Below are 17,489 nucleotides of genomic sequence, written 5' to 3' on the forward strand. Positions count from 1 at the left end.
GCACGAGGGAGCTGCGCCATGTCCGTCCTCATCGTCCCCGGCCTCCACGATTCCGAGCCCGCACATTGGCAGAGCCGATGGGCCGCCGAGATCGACCAAGCCGAACGCGTCCAGCAGAAGAACTGGCACCAGCCGGACCTCGAATCCTGGCTCGACGCACTCCATCGGCACGTGCTGCGACGCCCCGGTACGGTTCTGGTCGGGCATAGCCTCGGCGCCACGCTCATCGCGCATCTGGCAGCCCGCTTTCCCGAACTGCCGATCGGCGGCGCCCTGCTGGTGGCGCCGGCCGATCCCGAGCTGAGAATTTCGAAAGTTCACGGCATCGCCTCGTTCGGTCCGTTGCCGGACGTGCCCTTCCAGTTCCCTGCGATCGTGGTCGCCAGCCGCACCGACCCGTACATGGCAATCGAGCGCGCGCGGATCATCGCCAACATGTGGGACGCCGCCTTCGTCGACCTCGGCGATGCCGGGCACATCAATGTCGCCAGCGGCCATGGCAGCTGGGCCGAAGGGCTGCGTCTGCTCGACCAGCTCCTCTGGCGGCGGAGCGCCGGGCGAGAGCATCAGGCCGTCCGGCCAAGCGCCCTATCCCGGCTGCATTGAAGTCGCTTGTTCACGTCCGTGCCGGACCGGGCTCCGCCGCGGGCAGCGGCCTTCTCCCGGAAGCCGGTTTCGAAGACGGTCCTTCTTCCAACGGCACCCGGTCGATGCGGAATATCGTTTTCTGGGCGCCGGGCATGGCACGCGGCCCTGCCCTTCCCTAGCTGAGCAAGACCCTCCCCAGACTTGCCAGCAGGTCCTCCCATGCCATCGCCCCGACAGCTCCATCTCGGCGCCTTCATGCGCCCGGTCAGCATCCATACCGGCGCCTGGCGCTATCCCGGCGCCTATCCGGACGCCAATTTCAACTTCGCCCATCTCAAGCGCTTCGCGCGGAAGCTGGAAGCCGGGAAATTCGACGCCTTCTTCATGGCCGACCACCTGGCCGTACTGAACATGCCGGTCGAGGCCCTGAAGCGCAGCCATACCGTCACGTCGTTCGAGCCGTTCACGCTTCTGTCGGCCCTGGCCGGCGCGACCGAGCGAATCGGCCTCGTCGCCACCGCCTCGACCACCTTCGACGCGCCCTATCATGTCGCCCGGCGCTTCGCCTCGCTCGACCATATCAGCGGCGGGCGCGCCGGCTGGAACATCGTCACCACCTCGAACCCCGACGCCGCCCTCAATTTCGGCCTGACCGAGCACAAGGAGCATGGCGAGCGTTACGACCGGGCACGCGAATTCTACGATGTCGTCACCGGCCTGTGGGATTCCTTCGCCGACGACGCCTTCACCCGCGATCGCGAAAGCGGGCTCTATTTCGACCCCGACAAGATGCATGTGCTCGATCACAAGGGCGAGCATCTCTCGGTGCGCGGTCCGCTCAACATCGCCCGGCCCGTGCAGGGCTGGCCGGTCATCGTTCAGGCGGGAGCATCGGAGGCCGGTCGCCAGCTCGCAGCCGAGACGGCGGAGGCCGTCTTCGCCGCCCACCGCACGCTTGCCGAGGGCCAGGCCTTCTATGCCGACATCAAGGGGCGGATGGCCGGGTTCGGCCGCGACCCCGATCACCTCAAGATCCTTCCCGGCGTGCTCGTCGTCGTCGGTGACAGCGTCGAGGAAGCCCGCGAAAAGCGCGCCCTGCTCGATTCTTTCGTCCATTACGACAGCGCCATCGCCTCGCTGTCGATCGCGCTGGGCCATGATGCCTCGGGCTTCGACCCGGACGGGCCGCTGCCCGACATCCCCGACACCAATGCCAGCAAGAGCGGGCGCGAGCGCACCATCGCGCTGGCGCGCGACGAGAACCTGACCGTGCGCCAGCTCGCCCAGCGGCTCGGCGGCTATGGCGGGCTCGCCTTCGTCGGTACGCCCGCGACCATCGCAGACGCCATGGAGCAGTGGCTCGTCGAACGCGGCAGCGACGGCTTCAACGTGATGTTCCCGTACCTGCCGGAAGGGCTCGACGATTTCGTCGACAAGGTCGTGCCGGAACTGCAGCGGCGCGGGCTGTTCCGGACGGACTATGCCGGTACCACGCTGCGCGACCATCTCGGCCTGCCGCGCCCGGCCAATCGCTTCTTCCCTGGGTCTTAAGAGTTCGAAGCTGGCACCATCCTGGGGCGACGCGGCCGGGCCCCAGCGCCGTTCCCAGCACACTGCCAGACCGTGAAGGGCGAATTATCCCTTCAGGCTGGCAGCGAAAGCGAATCCTTGCTCCCAGGCGCATGTATTTGAAAATACATTCGATTGACTGAGGGCATGTAGAAAACAATGATTACTCACATCGTCATGGTTGAAATCAGGGCGATCGCGGGATTTGTTGGAGCAGCTTGCACCGCGTCACCAATGCTAAAAGCACCACGCGCATTGCCGTGGGCTCCTTTGCTTGAGGAAGGCCCATGATTATCCCGTTCAACATCGTCATTCACGCCCTGCTACGCCTGTCGGCATTCCTGCACTGGACACGCACCGGCGAGACCCGCCGCCGCAGCAACAAGTAGCCGGTCGTCGCGCAGCGCGACCGAACACCGATTTTCCGACGCCCAAGGAGCTTCAGGTTGCGGCCATCGCTGGCCCGCGCCGCCGCTCTCATTGATCCGAAGGCATGACCATGAGCCCGTCCGATTTCCACACACCTCACCGTGGATGGCTGCCGCACCATCGCGGCTCTGCCCCGGCTCGCGGACGTCATCTGCGTGCGGCCGTGACAGCCATCGCCCTTCTGGCTGCCGGCTATTCCGCCTCCGCCGCCGACAACCAGGCGGCAGGCAAGCCCGTAGCCGGAGGCACGCTGACCTTCGGCCTCGCGAGCGACACCGCCATCATCGACCCGTCGGTCACCGGCAATTCGATCACGGCGCTGATCACCCGCAACCTCGTCGATTCCCTCGTCGGCCAGGCGGAGGACAACAGGTTCACGCCATGGCTCGCCGAACGCTGGGAGGTGAATGCCGACAACACGGTCTACACCTTCCACCTGCGCCGCGGCGTGACCTTCAGCGATGGCACGCCGCTCGACGCCGCCGCGGTCAAGTTCAACTTCGACCGGATTCTCGATCCCAAGACGACATCGAGCTATTCCAAGTCCCTGCTCGGTCCGGTCGCCGGCATCGCCGCGCCCGACGCCACGACGGTGGTGATCTCCTACAAGCAATCCTTCGCGCCGCTGCTGCAGGGCCTGAGCCTGCCCTATCTCGGCATCCAGTCGCCGACCTATCTGCGCGATGCGAAGAGCACGACCAACACGGTCGTTGGCTCCGGCCCCTTCGTGCTCGAAAGCTTCACCAAGGGCAGCGGCAGCCGGCTGACCAAGCGCGCCGATTACAACTGGGGACCGGGCTATGCCGCGCATCAAGGCCCCGCCCATCTCGACGCGATCGTGTTCCGCTATCTGCCGGAATCCTCGGTTCGCCTCGGCGCGCTGAGCAGCGGACAGGTGCAGGCAATCGACGAGGTGCCGCCGGCCAATTTCCGTTCCGTCCAGGCCGATAATCGCCTCCAGGTGGTGACGCGCGAAAACCCCGGCGTGAACCGCTCGCTGTTCCTGAACACGAGCAAGGGCCCCTTCGCCGACGCCCGCGTTCGTCAGGCTTTCCAGAGCGCCGTCGACGCGCCCGGCGCCGTCAAGGCCGCCTTCTTCGGCAGCCTCAAGGCGGCCGACAACATCCTCGGCCCCTCGACGCTGTATTACGACCCGACAATCGCGAAGACTTGGGGCTTCGATCCGCAGAAAGCCGCGAAACTGCTCGATGACGCCGGCTGGACCACGAAGGACGGCGACGGCATCCGCTCGAAAGGCGGCGAACGCCTGAGTGTCCGCTTCGTCTACGACGCTGCGGCATGGGGCGCCTCGGACCTGACCGTGGCCCAGGCCGTGCAGTTCTCCGTCAAGAAAGCAGGCTTCGATCTGCAGCTCGACCCCGTCGATGCCGGGGGCTACACCGCCCGCACGGCCGCGAACGACTACGACCTCGTCTCGCTCTACTATGTCCGCGCCGAACCCGACATCCTGCGGACCGTCTTCCATTCGGCCTATATCCCGCCGAACGGCGCCAATAATGCGCGGGTGAAGAGCCTCGACGAGATCCTGACCAAGGCGATCGGCGCCTCCGGTGACGAGCGGCAGCGCCTCTACGGCCAGGCCCAGGCCGAGATCATCGGCCAAGCCTATGCCGTGCCGCTCTATGTCGCCGCCTATCAACTCGGCGCCTCGAAGAAGCTGCAAGGCATCAGCTGGGCGACGAATGCGAAGCCGAATCTCTACGATGCCTGGCTGGCTCGGTAGCGCCCTCCCCGCGGCGCTCCGGCGCCTCGGCGTGATCGTGGCCGTGCTCTGGGGCGCGGCCACGATCACCTTCGTTGCGGTCAAGGCGATTCCGGGCGATCCCGTCGCGGTTCTCACCGGGGGCGAGAACATCGTCGACGCCGCCGAGCGCGAGGCTCTCGTCCGGCAGTTCGGCCTCGACCAGCCTTTGCCCGTGCAATATCTGCGCTATATCGGCCAGGCCCTGCTCGGCGATTTCGGCGACAGCTATCAATACCGGCAACCGGTCATCGAGGTCATCGGCGAGGCGGCCGGGCCTACGCTCCAGCTCGCCGGCACGGCGATGGCGCTGGCTCTCAGCCTCGCCTTCGTCAACGCGCTGGCCACGGCCGGGCGGCGCAAGGGCTTGCGGACCGTCCTCGCCGGGCTGGAGCTCGCCGTGCTGAGCACCCCGGTCTACTGGGTCGGGCTCCTGCTGCTGACGGTCTTCAGCTTCTATCTCGGCTGGTTCCCGATCATCGGTGGCGAGGGCCTCCCCGCGCTCGTGCTGCCCGCCACTGCTTTGAGCCTCCCGCTCGCGGCCTTGCTGGGGCAGGTCCTGCGTGACGGGCTCGAAGAGGCGCTGCTTCAGCCCTTCGCCCTGACCGTACGGACGCGCGGCGTCAGCGAGACGCAGCTGCGCCTGCGCCACGCCCTGCGCCATGCCGCGCTCGCGGTCTCGACATTGACCGGCACGCTCTTCGCCGGCGTCCTGGCCGGATCGATCCTCACGGAAACCGTGTTCGGAAGAGCCGGCATCGGCCAGATCACCCTGCAGGCGATCAAGACCCGCGACATGCCCTTGCTGCTGGGTCTCGTGATGCTGTCGGCGCTGGTCTCGGTGCTGATCAACCTGGCCGTCGATGCGCTCTACCTGCTGATCGATCCGCGGCTGCGGAGGACGGCGCGATGAGCCAGGCCCTCGACGTCATCGCGCGTGTCCGCAACGGCAACCGGGCCGGGAATCCATGGCGCGCGCCTGGGCTCATCATCCCGCTCGCCTTCGTCCTGCTCCTCCTGGCCGCGGCCGCGATGCCGCAATGGTTCACGGCGCTGGCACCCGACGCGGTCGATACCGATGCGATCTTGCTGCCGCCCGGCCCAGGCCATTGGTTCGGAGCCGACCAGCTCGGCCGCGACGTCTTCACACGCGTCATCTACGGAACCTCGCAATCCCTGGGCATCGGCATCGGCGCGACGCTGATCGGCTGCGCCGGCGGCGTGCTGCTCGGCACAGCCGCCGGACTGGCTCCGCCGGTCCTGCAGCGCCTGCTCGTGCGACTGATCGACATCCTGCTGGCGTTCCCCGAAATCCTGCTCGCCCTGTTGATCATCGCCGTGCTCGGCCGGGGGCCGACGAACACGCTGCTTGCCGTCGGGCTTTCCAGCATCGCGGGCTATGCCCGGCTGGTACGCTCGCAGGTGCTCCGCGTCTGGCAATCCGGCTATGTCGAGCATGCCGTGTCGCTCGGCGAGTCCACGCCAGCAATCATCGCCCGCCATGTCGTGCCCAATGCCGTCCGGCCGCTCGTCGTCCTGGCCACGATCGGCGTCGGCAATGCCGTGCTGTCGGCCTCTGCCCTGAGCTTCATCGGACTTGGCGTCGTGCCTCCCGCCGCGGAATGGGGAGCCCTTCTGGCCGATGGGCGCAACTTCCTGGATACCGCGCCCTGGATCAGCTTCCTGCCGGCGACCGTCGTTGCGATCTCGGTCATCGCCATCACCATCCTCGGGCGGCGTCTGCAGCTTCTGCTCTCACAGGGAGGCGAGCCATGAACGTCCAGCTCGTGGGGCGGCATGACGTGGTCTCGGCTGCGCCGGCCGCCCGCCCCGCCATCCTCGAGGTCGAGGATCTGCACATCGCCTTCCCGAGCCGGCTCGGACCACGGGAGGTCGTGCGCGGCATCTCCTTCACCATCGGCGCCGGCGAAATCCTCGCCATCGTCGGCGAATCCGGCTCTGGAAAGTCGGTGACCGCCCGCGCGCTCGTCGGGCTGGCGGGGTCTGGCGCAGAGCTGCGCGCGCGGTCGTTGCGCCTGTCGGGCCACGATGGCGAGGCCCGCTCGCTGACCGAGCTCTCGGAGCGGCAATGGTCGAAGATCCGGGGGCGAGAGATCGGCTTCGTGCTGCAGGACGCTCTCGTCTCGCTCGATCCCCTGCGCAGGATCGGCCGGGAAGTCGGCGAGCCGCTCCTGACCCACGGACTGGTTCCGCGCGCGGAGATCGGCAAGGAGGTCGAAACTCTGCTCGCCCGCGTCGGCATTCCCGATCCGGTGGTCCGGGCCGCACAATACCCCCACGAACTGTCGGGCGGGCTGCGGCAACGGGCGCTCATCGCCTCGGCGCTGGCCGCACGCCCTCGCCTGCTCATCGCCGACGAGCCGACCACGGCGCTCGATGTCACCGTCCAGCAGCAGATCCTCAGCGTCTTCCAGGCGCTCGCCAAGGCTGGGCACGGCATCCTGCTGATCACGCATGACCTGGCCGTCGCAGCCCAGCTCGCTGACCGGATCGCCGTCATGCAGAACGGCGAGCTGGTCGAAACAGGCCCGGCGCGGGAGGTCCTGCGGAAACCGCGCCATGCTTATACGCAGCGCCTGCTGTCGGCCGTGCCGAGCGCGGCGACGCGGGGACGCTGGCTGTCCACATCCGGCGCGCGGCCGGTCAAGGCGCAGCCCGAGCGCAGCCAGCCGATCCTCGCGCTGCGCGACATCGCGGTACGCTTCACCAGACCGGATCGCAGCGTGACCCATGCCGCGAACGGCGTCTCGCTCCACGTCTATCCCGGCGAGACCCTCGGCATCGTCGGGGAATCCGGCTCCGGCAAGACCACGATCGGCAAGGTCGCGCTTGCGCTGCGCCCCCCCGACGCAGGCGAGGTCCTCTTCCGTGGCCAGGCTTGGAGCCAGCTCTCCGAACGCCAGCGCCGGCCACTGCGCCGGCATGTCCAGACGATCGTTCAGGACCCGCTGAATTCCTTCGATCCGCGCTATGCCGTGGAGCGGATCATCGAGCAGCCGCTGCTCCTGCACACCGATCTCGGCAAAGCCGCACGGTCAGCGCGCGTGCGGGAGCTGATCCAGCTCGTCAATCTGCCTTCGGATGTGCTCGACCGGCGGCCGACCGCCCTGTCGGGAGGCCAGCGGCAGCGCGTCTCGATCGCCCAGGCGCTCGCCAGCGAGCCCGATCTCCTGATCTGCGACGAGCCCGTCTCCGCGCTCGATGTCACCACACAGGCGCAGGTGCTCGATCTGCTGATCGCGCTCCAGAACCGGCTTGGGTTGGCGATGCTCTTCATCTCCCACGACCTCGGCGTGATCCGCCACATGAGCGATCGCATCGCCGTGATGAAGGATGGCGTGATCGTCGAAACAGGCGCGGCCGAGGAGGTGTTCGACGCTCCGAAACACGACTATACGCGCCGCCTGCTCGAAGCCGTGCCGAGGCTTTAGCGGCCTGGCCTGCTGCCCCCGGAGCCGCGCGCCGCTACCACCGCAGACAGATGCAATTCCAATCTCAAAGATTTATGATCCGGCCTGAACTATAAAACCAGAATATCTATCCCCATACTTCGCATTATTCGAAATATCGTTTGATTGACCTCAATATACCGACACCACAGACTCACGCACTCGATGTAACCCCTATCCCGAAGGTGTCGCGATGACGAATTCTCCAGTCCGATGGACACGCAGGCAAGCAGCGGCTGCGCTTGGCGGGCTTGCGATCTCGATGGTGACCCTGGGGAACGCGCATGCGGCCGAAGGCCAATTGCGCATCGCCAAGCAGTTCGGCGTCGTCTATCTGCTGCTCGACGTCGCCGCCGAGCAGAAGCTGATCGAGAAGCACGGCAAGGCGGCCGGCATCGATATCAAGGTCGACTTCGTCCAGCTCTCCGGCGGTGCCGCGGTGAACGATGCCCTGCTGTCGGGCAGCATCGAGATCGCCGGGGCCGGCGTCGGCCCGTTGTTCACGCTCTGGGATCGCACCAAGGGCAAGCAGAACGTCAAAGGCGTCGCGTCGCTCGGCAACTTTCCCTATTATCTCGTCACGAACAATCCGAACGTGAAGACGATCGCGGATTTCACGGAGAAGGACCGCATCGCTCTGCCGGCAGTCGGTGTGTCCGTGCAGTCGCGCATCCTGCAATGGGCCTCGGCCAAGCTCTGGGGCGACACCGAATTCGCGAAGCTGGACAAGATCAGCGTCGCGCTGCCGCATCCGGAAGCCGCCGCCGCGATCATCAAGGGCGGCACCGAGATCACCGGGCATTTCGGCAACCCGCCCTTCCAGGAGCAGGAACTGGCCGAGAACCCGAAGGCCCGCATCGTGCTCAATTCCTACGACGTGCAGGGCGGGCCGGCCTCGTCGACGGTGCTCTACGCCACCGAGAAGTTCTACGCGGAGGCGCCGAAGACCTACCGCGCCTTCCTCGACGCGTTGGACGAGGCCGCGAAATTCGTCGCCGCCCATCCCGAGCAGGCGGCCGACATCTATCTCAAGGCCAATGGCGGCAAGGGCGACCGAAAGCTGGTGCTCGACATCATCAAGAGCCCGCAGGTGACCTTCAAGGTCGAACCTCAGAATACGCTCGGGCTCGGCCAGTTCCTGCAGCGCGTCGGCGCGATCAAGAACCAGCCGAAGGCGCTCTCCGATTATTTCTTCGCCGATCCACGGATCGCGGCGGGCAGCTGACGTTCGATGATTGTCGCTGCGCAGAATGAGCGGCAGCGCGCTGTGTCGCAGCGCTCGGCCGTCGACGCCGTGTCGCCGGCCTCATCCACGCTCGCCGCGCCGCTGCCGCCTCCCCTGCTCCGCGTCGCGGATGTCAGCCTCGAATACCGCAGCGACGACAGGATCGTTCGTGCGACCCATCAGGTCGGCTTCGATGTCTACGAGGCCGATCGCTTCGTGCTGCTCGGGCCCTCCGGCTGCGGCAAGTCCACCTTGCTCAAGGCGATCGCCGGCTTCATCGCACCCGTCGAGGGCGATATTTCCCTCGCCGGCGCGCCGATCCGCGGCCCGGGTCCGGACCGCATCGTCGTCTTTCAGGAGTTCGATCAACTCCCTCCCTGGAAGACGGTGTTGCAGAACGTCGCCTTTCCGCTGATCGCCTCGCGCAGCCTGTCGCGCCGGGAAGCGACGGAGCGGGCGCGTCACTATGTCGAGAAGGTCGGCCTCGCGAAGTTCGCGAGCAGCTATCCGCACGAATTGTCGGGCGGCATGAAGCAGCGGGCCGCCATCGCGCGGGCCCTCGCAATGCAGCCGCGGATCCTGCTGATGGACGAACCCTTCGCCGCACTCGACGCCCTGACGCGGCGCAAGATGCAGGAGGAGCTGCTCGGGCTCTGGGAGGAGGCGCGCTTCACCCTGCTCTTCGTCACGCATTCGATCGAGGAAGCGCTGATCCTCGGCAATCGCATCGCCGTACTCTCGCCCCATCCCGGCCGGCTGCGGGCCGAGTTCAACAGCCATGAATTCGATCTCGGCAGCATCGGCAGCGCGTCTTTCCAGCAAGCGGTCCGGCGGCTCCATGCCCGGCTCTTCGAAGGCGAGCCTGAACCGGACGCCGGCGCCCGCGACACCTCTCAGTCATGAAGCTCGCCGCCCCACCGATCCGGCCGGAATTCGACCGGCCGCTGCCGCCCTTCGTCGCCGTCGCGGTCGAGCGTCCACGCCCGCTGCTCGAGCGGCTCGTACGGCAAGGCTGGCTACGAAAGCTCCTGATCCTGCTCGTGCTGGCGGGGCTCTGGGAGGCGGCAGCGCGCTGGCAGGATAACGATCTGCTGCTGCCGAGCTTCACCGCCACGCTGCGAGCCCTTTTGGAGGGGCTGGCCAGTGGCGAACTCGTCGAGCGGGCGAGGCTGTCGCTGATCGTGCTGGCCCAGGGCTATGCGGCTGGCGTCGTGCTCGCCTTCGTCCTGACGACGCTCGCGGTCTCGACCCAGCTCGGCCGCGACCTGCTCTCGACCCTGACGGCGATGTTCAACCCGCTGCCGGCGATCGCGCTGCTGCCGCTCGCGCTCCTCTGGTTCGGGCTGGGTGCGGGCAGCCTGGTCTTCGTGCTGATCCATTCGGTGCTGTGGCCGCTCGCGCTCAACACCTTCGCCGGCTTCCAGGGCGTATCGGAGGCGCTGCGCATGGCCGGGCGCAACTACGGCCTGACCGGGCTGCGCTACGTCTTCGGCATCCTCGTCCCCGCCGCGCTGCCGGCGATCCTGTCGGGCCTCAAGATCGGTTGGGCCTTCGCCTGGCGCACCCTGATCGCCGCGGAGCTCGTCTTCGGTGCCTCCTCCGGCCGCGGCGGTCTGGGCTGGTACATCTTCCAGAACCGCAATGAGCTCTACACCGACAAGGTCTTCGCCGGCCTGCTGCTGGTCATCCTGATCGGGCTCGTCGTCGAGAACCTGATCTTCGCTGCGATCGAGCGCGTCACCATCAGGCGCTGGGGCATGGCGCGCTGATGGTTTTCTCGTTCCGGATGGCCCGTGTCCTTTTCGACGCGGCCGACACCGTTCCGCACGCGCTCAAGCCATCCCCGAGGGGCCTGCCTCGTGCGCCGGCTCAGTCGCGCGTCTGTGGCTCACCCAGGGTCAGCATCAGCCGGTTCGCCCAGTTGAAGAAGGAAGCGGCGTGGATCAGGTCGGCGATGGCAAGATCGTCGAGGCCGAGGCTGCGTAGCTTGCGGACATGCTCGGGACCGAAAGCGACCGGCGTCGCGGTCAGCGCGACCGAGGCCTCGACAATGGCGTTCCAGAGCGGATCGAGATCGGCCTGGACACCGTCGTCCAGCAGGCGCTGAACGTCCTCGCGGCGCTTCGAGAAGGTGCTCGCGAAGCGGGCGTGGACCGAAGCGCAATAGATGCAGCCATTGCTGCGCGAGACGGCGGCGGCGGCAAGCTCGCGCTCGGCCCGCGGCAGGCCAGCCTTGGTGTTGTAGAAGATGTCCTTGTCGGCCAGCGTCCGCGCCTTAAGGATGTCCGGGTCATGCGCCAGCAGCCGAAAATACGGGCTCTTGGCGCGGGCGATGTCGACCAGGCCCTGCTTCTGGCGCTCGGTCAGCGCCTCTTCCGGGACCGGATCGACCCAGGCCGTCCAGTCCAGTTCAGCCTGCGTGAAGCGGGTGGGCGCGCCCGTCGCCGGGTGATCGAGAACGGCGGTGCTCATCGGGATGCTCCTCGGTTCAGGCGGCAGCGCCCAGAACGCGCAGGCCGTGGGCCGCGCGGATCTGGAAGGCGAGATAGGCGATGATCTGCGAAAGGGTGACGATCGCGGCCGTGCTCCAGCCGGCCTGCTGCAGCGCGGCCAAATGCTGCGCCTGGGCATCGCGCGAATGGAAAACGAGCCGGTGCGCATGGACGAATGCGGCCGCGAGACGGCCGCCCAGCGCGTCCCGCTCGGCGGGTTCGAGCGCAAGCTCCGGTCCTGCAAGATCTTCGTTCGAAAGAGGTCCGGGCGGATAGGCGCCATAGGGGCCGGTGGTGCGCGCCCGCTCGGCGATCGCCTGCGTCGCATTCGCCAGAGCCTCCCCGGCCGGCTGCGCCCGCAGCAGCCCGAGGTAATGGACGGATGACGGCCCATCCTCGTGCAGAAGCGCGACGAAGGCGGCCACCGCCAGTCGCTCGTCGAGGGTGACGCTCGCCGTGTCGCCGGCCTCGAACAAGGCCGCGTAGCTCGCCTGCACATTGTCGCGCGTCTGCGATCGCTCGCGGCGAAGCGCGTCGAGATGCGTGCCGCCGGAGACCTTGGCGAGCGTATCGAGGATGTCCGCAGCAGCGGTAGCGTGATCGGTCATGGTCAAAGCCTCATGCGGTCGCAGTGAGCGGGCGCAGCCGGACGGGCTGCTGCGAGGGGGCTTCTTTCCAGCCCAGCGCGGGAGCGACCGCTTCGGCCGTGAGCTCGATGGAGCGCAGCACGAGCGGATGCGGCGGATCGACGGAATGGACCTGGAAGACCACGTCGGTGGCGCGGGGCAGCACCGTATCGGCCTGCAGCGACGCGATCACGTCATCCGGCGCTCCGACATGGGTGTCGAGCGAGCGAATGAGGCCGGCGAGGCTGCGATCGGCGAGTCGGTGGCCGCTGGCAACGAAGCGCTCGAATACGGCGTTCAGGCCGCGTTCCGCCTGTTTCAGCGCCTCGGTGCGGCTGTCGGCGACGAAAAGCGAGCGCGAGGCCATGATCCGAGGTGCGATGCCTGCCGGGAGATTGGCGAGATAGGCGTCGACGATCGGATTCTGGATCTCGGGCAGCGTTGCGTCGGGCCGCTCCGGGCTGCGCGGCTGCGTGCGCGAGAGCATCAGCCCCGCGCCGGCCTTGCCGATCCGCTCGGCGCCGGCAACCGAGAAGGTGGCGTGCCAGGTGCGCTCCTGCAGGTTGTCGGCGGCCGGATAGAGCCGGTTCTGCGGATGGCCGAGTTCCGCCCCGCTCCAGGCACGATGCAGCATGTCGAGCTTGCGCGCGAAGACGTCGGCGCGCTCGCCCTTTTCGATGCCGAAGGCGAGGAAGGTCTCGGGTGTCGTGCCGGTGCCGAGACCCACCTCGAGGCGCCCGCCCGACAGAAGGTCGACCGTGACGGTGTCCTCCGCGATGCGCACGGGGTCCTCCATCGGCAGGATGATGATGCCGGTGCCGAGGCGGATGCGGCTGGTGCGGGCCGCGACGAAGGCCAGGAAGGGCAGCGGCGACGGCAGGCCGCCCTCGTCCCGATGGAAGTGATGCTGAGCGACCCAGGCGCTGTCGAAGCCATGGCGCTCGGCATGGACGATCTGCTCGGCCGCAAGGCGATAGCGTTCGCCGGCAGGCGCGTCGTCGAGCAGACGAGTGAAGAAGCCGATGCGTTTGCCGGCCATGGCGAGACCTTTCAAGAGATACCGGCCGAAGCCTTGCTGTAGGAAATGGCTGGATCGGTGCCGGCGAAGGAGAGGCCGAACAGACCTTCGCCCCGCCGCGCGAGATGGCTCGCCACGATGCCGCTGCCGGCACGCTCCGGCGCCAGCAGGATCAGCCGGGTCCCGCCGAGCTCGAGGCTCGTGGCCACCGCCTCCAAGCCCGGTTGCGGACCGATGGGCTGGGCCGGCTGGCCGATCAGGGCCGACCAGCGCCGCGAAGACCGATCGAGATCGTTCACGGCCAGGCTGATCGTGGCAAGGCCGGTCGCGCCATTGGCGTGACGCGGCGCTGCCGGCACTCTCAGCGCGCGCGGCGTGACGTCCGAGCAGAAGAACGGCAGGTCGGTCCCGGCCGGCCGCGCCGTGCGCCAGACCAGCGTTTCGCCGTCGGGGCGCTTGCGGCCGCCATCCTGCGGCGCCCCGTAGCCGAGCTCAACCTCGGCGGCCCGATCCAGCACGGCTTCGAGATCCTCCGGCAGCAGGGCCAGGTCGATCGGCCCCTCCCCGTCCTTCTGCAGCACGCGCCACCAGAAGAAGTCCTCCTGCGGGAGCGGGAAGGCGATGATCTCGATATAGGCGCCGTCGGCGAAGGAGATCAGCGCGTTGACGCTGCCGCGCGGATGGGTGCCGCCCGGCTCGACGGTGAAGCCGCGCTCCCGCCACGCGGCGATGGACCGGTCGAGATCGTCGGTGACGATCACCGCATGGTCGACCCTCAGGGTCTGCCGGGTCGTGTCGTTCAAGCTCATGCCGCCTCCGCGCCGCCGAGATAGGCATCCCTGATCCGGGTATCGGTCAGAAGATCGGCGGCCTTGCCTTCGAGAACGATGCGGCCGGTCTGCAGCACATAGCCGCGATGGGCGATCTGCAGCGCCAAGCTGGCATTCTGCTCGACCATGAAGACGGCAACGCCTTGCCTGTTGATGTCGCGGATCAGCTCCAGCACGCGTTCGACCCAGAGCGGCGAGAGCCCCATGGTCGGCTCGTCCATGATGATCACGCGCGGCCTGCTCATCAGCGCACGCGCCATCGCCACCATCTGCTGCTCGCCACCCGACAGGGTTCCGGCCTGCTGGTCGAGCCGCTGGGCGACGCGCGGGAACAGCCCAAGCACGCGGTCGAGATCGGCGGCGATGCCGGCCTTGTCGTCGCGCACGAAGGCGCCCATGAGCAGGTTCTCGCGCACGCTCATCGCCCCGAAGAGGCGGCGCGCCTCCGGCACGGTGCCGACGCCGAGGCGCACGATCTCCGGAGTCTTGAGCTTCAGCGTCGAGACGCCGTCGACGAGCACGTCGCCGGCGGTAGGCTTCACCAGCCCGAGGATGATCTTCATCGTCGTCGACTTGCCGCTGGCATTGCCGCCGAGCAGGCAGACCGCCTCGCCCTTCGCGACATGCAGCGAGAGGCCGAAATGGGCTTGCACCGGACCGTAATAGGTGTCGATGGCCTTGAGTTCGAGGATCGGCGTGTCATTGCTCATCGCAGCACCTCAGGCCGGGGCGGTGGCGCGTTCGGCCGCCGCCGCCGGCGAACCGGCCGGTGAGGCCGCCCCGACGCCGCCATGGCCGAGATAGGCCTCGATCACCGCCGGATCGTTCCGCACCGCCTGCGGCAGGCCTTCGGCGATGGTCTTGCCGTCGTCCAGCACCAGGACGCGGTCGGACAGCCGCATCACCATGTCGAGCTTGTGCTCGATCAGCAGGATCGTCTGGCCGCGCGCCTTCAGCCCGGCCAGGATCTCCAGCATCTCGGCCGTCTCGGTCTGATTCATCCCCGCCGTCGGCTCGTCGAGCAGCAGGAGCTTCGGGCGCGCAGCCAAGGCCCGCGCGATCTCGACGCGGCGACGGTTGGCGTAGGACAAGCTGTAGGCCGGCTGGTCGATGCGCGGCAAAAGCCTGTCACCGAAGATCGCCAGGATCTCGCGGACCTCCTCGCGCAGCGCCTCTTCCTCGCGCCTGACCGAGGCGGGCCGGACCAGCGCCAGCGCCAGTTCGGCCACCGGGCCGACGACCGGCCAGTCCGGACGCACGGCCTTCAGCCGCCGGTGGGCTCCGACGAGAACGTTGTCGGCGACGCTGAGATTGGCGAAGACCCGGCCGTGCTGGAAGGTGCGCAGCAGCCCGGCCCGTGCGATGGCTTCGGGCGGCCGGCCGGCAACGTCCGCACCGTCGAACCGGACCGTTCCCTCGTCCGGCTTGTCGAGGCCGCTGATCAGGTTGAACGCGGTCGTCTTGCCCGCGCCGTTCGGCCCGATGACGCTGACGAACTCGCCTTCCGCCACTTTAAGGTCGAGCCCGGCGACGGCGGTGAGGCCGCCGAAGCGGCGCGTCAGCCCGCTTACCTCCAGAAGAGGTTTTGCGGCGGGCAGGCTCGAAACAGGAAAATGAGCGGTCACCGGCATTTCCTCAGACGGTTCCGAGCAGGCCCTGCGGCCGGAAGCGCACCAGCAGCAGCAGCGCGATGCCGTAGAACAGGATGCGGTACTCGGCCGCGACACGGAAGATCTCGGGCAGCCCGATCAGGGCGAGCGAGCCGAGGATCGCGCCACCGACATTGCCCATGCCGCCGAGGATCGCGATGGTCAGTGCCAGAACGGAGATCTGCGTGTTGAAGGTCTCGTGGTTGATGTAGGAATACATATGCGCGGTGAAGGCGCCGCTGATCCCGGCGAAGAAGCCGCCGAAGGCGAAAGCGAGGCCCTTGTAGCGTTCGAGCCCGATGCCGAAGGAGCGCGCCGCGACATCGTCGTCGCGCACGGCCCTGAGCGTTCGGCCGAGATGCGAGCGGAGCAGGCGCAGCTGCAGCAGCGCAAGCCCCGCCATCAGGGCGAAGGCGAACCAGTAGATCGCGTTGGTGTCATAGAGGTCGCGGCCGAAGAGCGAGAGCGGCGGGATGCCGGCAACGCCGATGGGTCCGCGCGTGACGCTCTCCCAGTTCAGGATGACCAGCGCCACGATCTCGCCGATGCCGAGCGTGGCAATCGAGACGTAGTGCCCGCGCAGGCGGAAGGCCGGCGAGACGAGGAGCGTGCCGATGCCGGCGGCAGCGAAACCGCCGATCAGCAGCGTCAGCCAGACCGGCCAGCCGAGATTGGAGGCGAGCAGCGCCGAGGTGTAGCCGCCGATCGCAAGCAAGGCGGCATGGCCGAGCGAGACCTGCCCGCTTGTGCCGGCCACCAGCGTGATGCTCAGGCCCAGCAGCGCATAGAGCCAGGCATTGGTCAGCGTCTGGATGAGATAGCCGTTGTCGACGATCAGCGGCAGCGCGATCGCCAGCGCGGCCAGCGCCGCGATCAGCAGCGGCGGCAGCCTGACCGGCTTGCTCGGCGCGACGAAGGTGCCGGTCATCGGCTCGGGCGGGAGCTGGCGCCGGCTGGCGAAGAGGCCGTTCGGCCGGATGACGAGGATCGCGATCAACAGGACGAAGGCGAAGAGATTGCGATAGCTGGTGCCGAGCAGCGCCACGCCATAGCTCTCCACCAGCCCGAGCAGCAGCGAGCCGACGATCGCGCCCGGCACGTTGCCGACACCGCCCACGACCTCGGCGACGATGCCCTTCAGCGTCGCCTCGAAGCCCATCGTCGGGGTGATGACGTTATAATACATGCCGACCAGCACGCCGCCGACGCCGCCCAGAGCCGAGGCGATGGCAAAGACGATGCTGTTGACCCGGTCGACATCGACGCCCATCGCCCGAGCGGCATCCCGGTCCAGCGCCGTCGCCCGCACGGCCCAGCCCCATTTCGACAGCTTCAGGAAGCCGAACAGGGCCGCTGCGGCGCTGATGCCGATGCCGGCGATCAACAGGTCGAGCACGCCGATCGAGCCGCCGCCGATCGCGATGCGCCAGTTCGGCACCTGCATCGGGACCGCACGCGGATCGGGGCTGAACAGGATCTGGACCGTCTGGTCGAGCACGAAGCTGAGCCCGATCGTCGCCAGCAGCGGCGCGATCCGCGGCGCACCCGCCAGCGGGCGGATGCCGAAGCGCTCGATCACCACGCCGAGCGCGGCGGTGACGATCACCACGATCGCCAGCGTCAACGGAAAGGGCGTCTGCAGCACCGAGACCGCGACCCAGCCGACATAGGCGCCGACGACATAGACCGAGCCATGCGCGAAGTTGATCAGCCGGCTGACGCCGAAGATCAGAGCAAGACCCACGGCCAGCAGCCCGTAGATATTGCCGATGATCAGGCCGTTGATCGTGTGGTCGAACCAGGAGGTCATGGCGATGCTTCAGCGCGGCGG

The 17,489-nt window shown here is 67.7% G+C and carries 16 protein-coding genes; 9 read left to right on the forward strand and 7 right to left on the reverse strand.

The genetic code is table 11. From position 1 onward, the window contains the following. Positions 1–18 precede the first annotated feature (18 nt). From GGC47_RS00205 to GGC47_RS00245, 9 genes are all read left to right on the forward strand, one after another. Entirely contained in the window at positions 19–606 is a 588-nt protein-coding gene (locus tag GGC47_RS00205; RefSeq protein ID WP_185747799.1) for an RBBP9/YdeN family alpha/beta hydrolase, read from the forward strand. A 201-nt stretch (positions 607–807) separates the two neighbouring features. After that, entirely contained in the window at positions 808–2,139 is a 1,332-nt protein-coding gene (locus tag GGC47_RS00210) for an LLM class flavin-dependent oxidoreductase (protein WP_142020503.1), read from the forward strand. Between the two features lie 610 nt (positions 2,140–2,749). Next, positions 2,750–4,330, forward strand: a complete 1,581-nt coding sequence (locus GGC47_RS00215; RefSeq protein WP_429066392.1) for an ABC transporter substrate-binding protein — start codon at positions 2,750–2,752, stop codon at positions 4,328–4,330. After that, positions 4,311–5,261 (forward strand): ABC transporter permease, encoded by a 951-nt coding sequence (locus GGC47_RS00220; protein ID WP_142020501.1) that lies wholly within the window; start codon positions 4,311–4,313, stop codon positions 5,259–5,261. The genes GGC47_RS00215 and GGC47_RS00220 overlap by 20 nt, the downstream gene beginning before the upstream one ends. Further along, positions 5,258–6,124 carry an ABC transporter permease gene (locus GGC47_RS00225; protein WP_051987794.1) on the forward strand — a complete coding sequence of 289 codons (867 nt, stop codon included), beginning with the start codon at positions 5,258–5,260 and terminating at the stop codon, positions 6,122–6,124. The genes GGC47_RS00220 and GGC47_RS00225 overlap by 4 nt, the downstream gene beginning before the upstream one ends. Continuing rightward, on the forward strand, positions 6,121–7,800 hold the full coding sequence (locus tag GGC47_RS00230) for a dipeptide ABC transporter ATP-binding protein (protein WP_429066396.1): 1,680 nt from the start codon (positions 6,121–6,123) through the stop codon (positions 7,798–7,800). Before GGC47_RS00225 ends, GGC47_RS00230 begins: the two co-directional genes overlap by 4 nt. Before the next feature lie 280 nt (positions 7,801–8,080). Further along, positions 8,081–9,043 (forward strand): ABC transporter substrate-binding protein, encoded by a 963-nt coding sequence (locus GGC47_RS00235; protein ID WP_370954049.1) that lies wholly within the window; start codon positions 8,081–8,083, stop codon positions 9,041–9,043. Between the two features lie 6 nt (positions 9,044–9,049). Beyond that, positions 9,050–9,946, forward strand: a complete 897-nt coding sequence (locus GGC47_RS00240; protein WP_142020498.1) for an ABC transporter ATP-binding protein — start codon at positions 9,050–9,052, stop codon at positions 9,944–9,946. Beyond that, entirely contained in the window at positions 9,943–10,812 is an 870-nt protein-coding gene (locus GGC47_RS00245) for an ABC transporter permease (protein WP_142020497.1), read from the forward strand. The genes GGC47_RS00240 and GGC47_RS00245 overlap by 4 nt, the downstream gene beginning before the upstream one ends. 100 nt (positions 10,813–10,912) lie before the next feature. Here GGC47_RS00245 and GGC47_RS00250 read toward each other — a convergent pair whose 3' ends face one another. The 7 genes from GGC47_RS00250 to GGC47_RS00280 are packed head-to-tail and all read right to left on the reverse strand — an operon-like array spanning position 10,913 to position 17,468. Continuing rightward, a complete protein-coding gene (locus GGC47_RS00250) occupies positions 10,913–11,515 on the reverse strand; it encodes an alkylhydroperoxidase domain protein (protein WP_112764168.1) in 603 nt (200 codons plus the stop codon). Positions 11,516–11,531: 16 nt separating this feature from the next. Next, the gene (locus GGC47_RS00255) at positions 11,532–12,143 is read right to left on the reverse strand and encodes a CMD domain protein (RefSeq protein WP_142020496.1); all 612 of its coding nucleotides are present in this window, start codon (positions 12,141–12,143) and stop codon (positions 11,532–11,534) included. A 10-nt stretch (positions 12,144–12,153) separates the two neighbouring features. Continuing rightward, positions 12,154–13,200, reverse strand: a complete 1,047-nt coding sequence (locus GGC47_RS00260) for a putative FMN-dependent luciferase-like monooxygenase (RefSeq protein ID WP_038362052.1) — start codon at positions 13,198–13,200, stop codon at positions 12,154–12,156. A gap of 11 nt (positions 13,201–13,211) precedes the next feature. Next, positions 13,212–13,988 (reverse strand): VOC family protein, encoded by a 777-nt coding sequence (locus GGC47_RS00265; RefSeq protein ID WP_142020495.1) that lies wholly within the window; start codon positions 13,986–13,988, stop codon positions 13,212–13,214. Continuing rightward, positions 13,985–14,719, reverse strand: coding sequence for an ABC transporter ATP-binding protein (locus tag GGC47_RS00270; protein ID WP_142020494.1), 735 nt, complete (start codon positions 14,717–14,719; stop codon positions 13,985–13,987). Before GGC47_RS00270 ends, GGC47_RS00265 begins: the two co-directional genes overlap by 4 nt. 9 nt (positions 14,720–14,728) lie before the next feature. Further along, complete coding sequence (locus GGC47_RS00275; protein WP_370954048.1) at positions 14,729–15,634, reverse strand: ABC transporter ATP-binding protein; 906 nt, start codon at positions 15,632–15,634, stop codon at positions 14,729–14,731. 10 nt (positions 15,635–15,644) lie between these two features. Beyond that, entirely contained in the window at positions 15,645–17,468 is a 1,824-nt protein-coding gene (locus GGC47_RS00280; protein WP_038362045.1) for an ABC transporter permease, read from the reverse strand. Positions 17,469–17,489 lie beyond the last annotated feature (21 nt).

The sequence above is a fragment of the Allobosea sp. OAE752 genome (assembly GCF_050433265.1).
Lineage (GTDB): Bacteria > Pseudomonadota > Alphaproteobacteria > Rhizobiales > Beijerinckiaceae > Allobosea > Allobosea spartocytisi.

Coding starts and splice junctions, on each gene's coding strand:
- GGC47_RS00245 (WP_142020497.1), top strand. CDS start 9,943: ATGAAGCTCGCCGCCCCACCGATCCGGCCGGAATTCGACCGGCCGCTG.
- GGC47_RS00260 (WP_038362052.1), bottom strand. CDS start 13,200: ATGGCCGGCAAACGCATCGGCTTCTTCACTCGTCTGCTCGACGACGCG.
- GGC47_RS00250 (WP_112764168.1), bottom strand. CDS start 11,515: ATGAGCACCGCCGTTCTCGATCACCCGGCGACGGGCGCGCCCACCCGC.
- GGC47_RS00235 (WP_370954049.1), top strand. CDS start 8,081: ATGGTGACCCTGGGGAACGCGCATGCGGCCGAAGGCCAATTGCGCATC.
- GGC47_RS00265 (WP_142020495.1), bottom strand. CDS start 13,988: ATGAGCTTGAACGACACGACCCGGCAGACCCTGAGGGTCGACCATGCG.
- GGC47_RS00210 (WP_142020503.1), top strand. CDS start 808: ATGCCATCGCCCCGACAGCTCCATCTCGGCGCCTTCATGCGCCCGGTC.
- GGC47_RS00220 (WP_142020501.1), top strand. CDS start 4,311: ATGCCTGGCTGGCTCGGTAGCGCCCTCCCCGCGGCGCTCCGGCGCCTC.
- GGC47_RS00255 (WP_142020496.1), bottom strand. CDS start 12,143: ATGACCGATCACGCTACCGCTGCTGCGGACATCCTCGATACGCTCGCC.
- GGC47_RS00205 (WP_185747799.1), top strand. CDS start 19: ATGTCCGTCCTCATCGTCCCCGGCCTCCACGATTCCGAGCCCGCACAT.
- GGC47_RS00225 (WP_051987794.1), top strand. CDS start 5,258: ATGAGCCAGGCCCTCGACGTCATCGCGCGTGTCCGCAACGGCAACCGG.
- GGC47_RS00270 (WP_142020494.1), bottom strand. CDS start 14,719: ATGAGCAATGACACGCCGATCCTCGAACTCAAGGCCATCGACACCTAT.
- GGC47_RS00240 (WP_142020498.1), top strand. CDS start 9,050: ATGATTGTCGCTGCGCAGAATGAGCGGCAGCGCGCTGTGTCGCAGCGC.
- GGC47_RS00280 (WP_038362045.1), bottom strand. CDS start 17,468: ATGACCTCCTGGTTCGACCACACGATCAACGGCCTGATCATCGGCAAT.
- GGC47_RS00230 (WP_429066396.1), top strand. CDS start 6,121: ATGAACGTCCAGCTCGTGGGGCGGCATGACGTGGTCTCGGCTGCGCCG.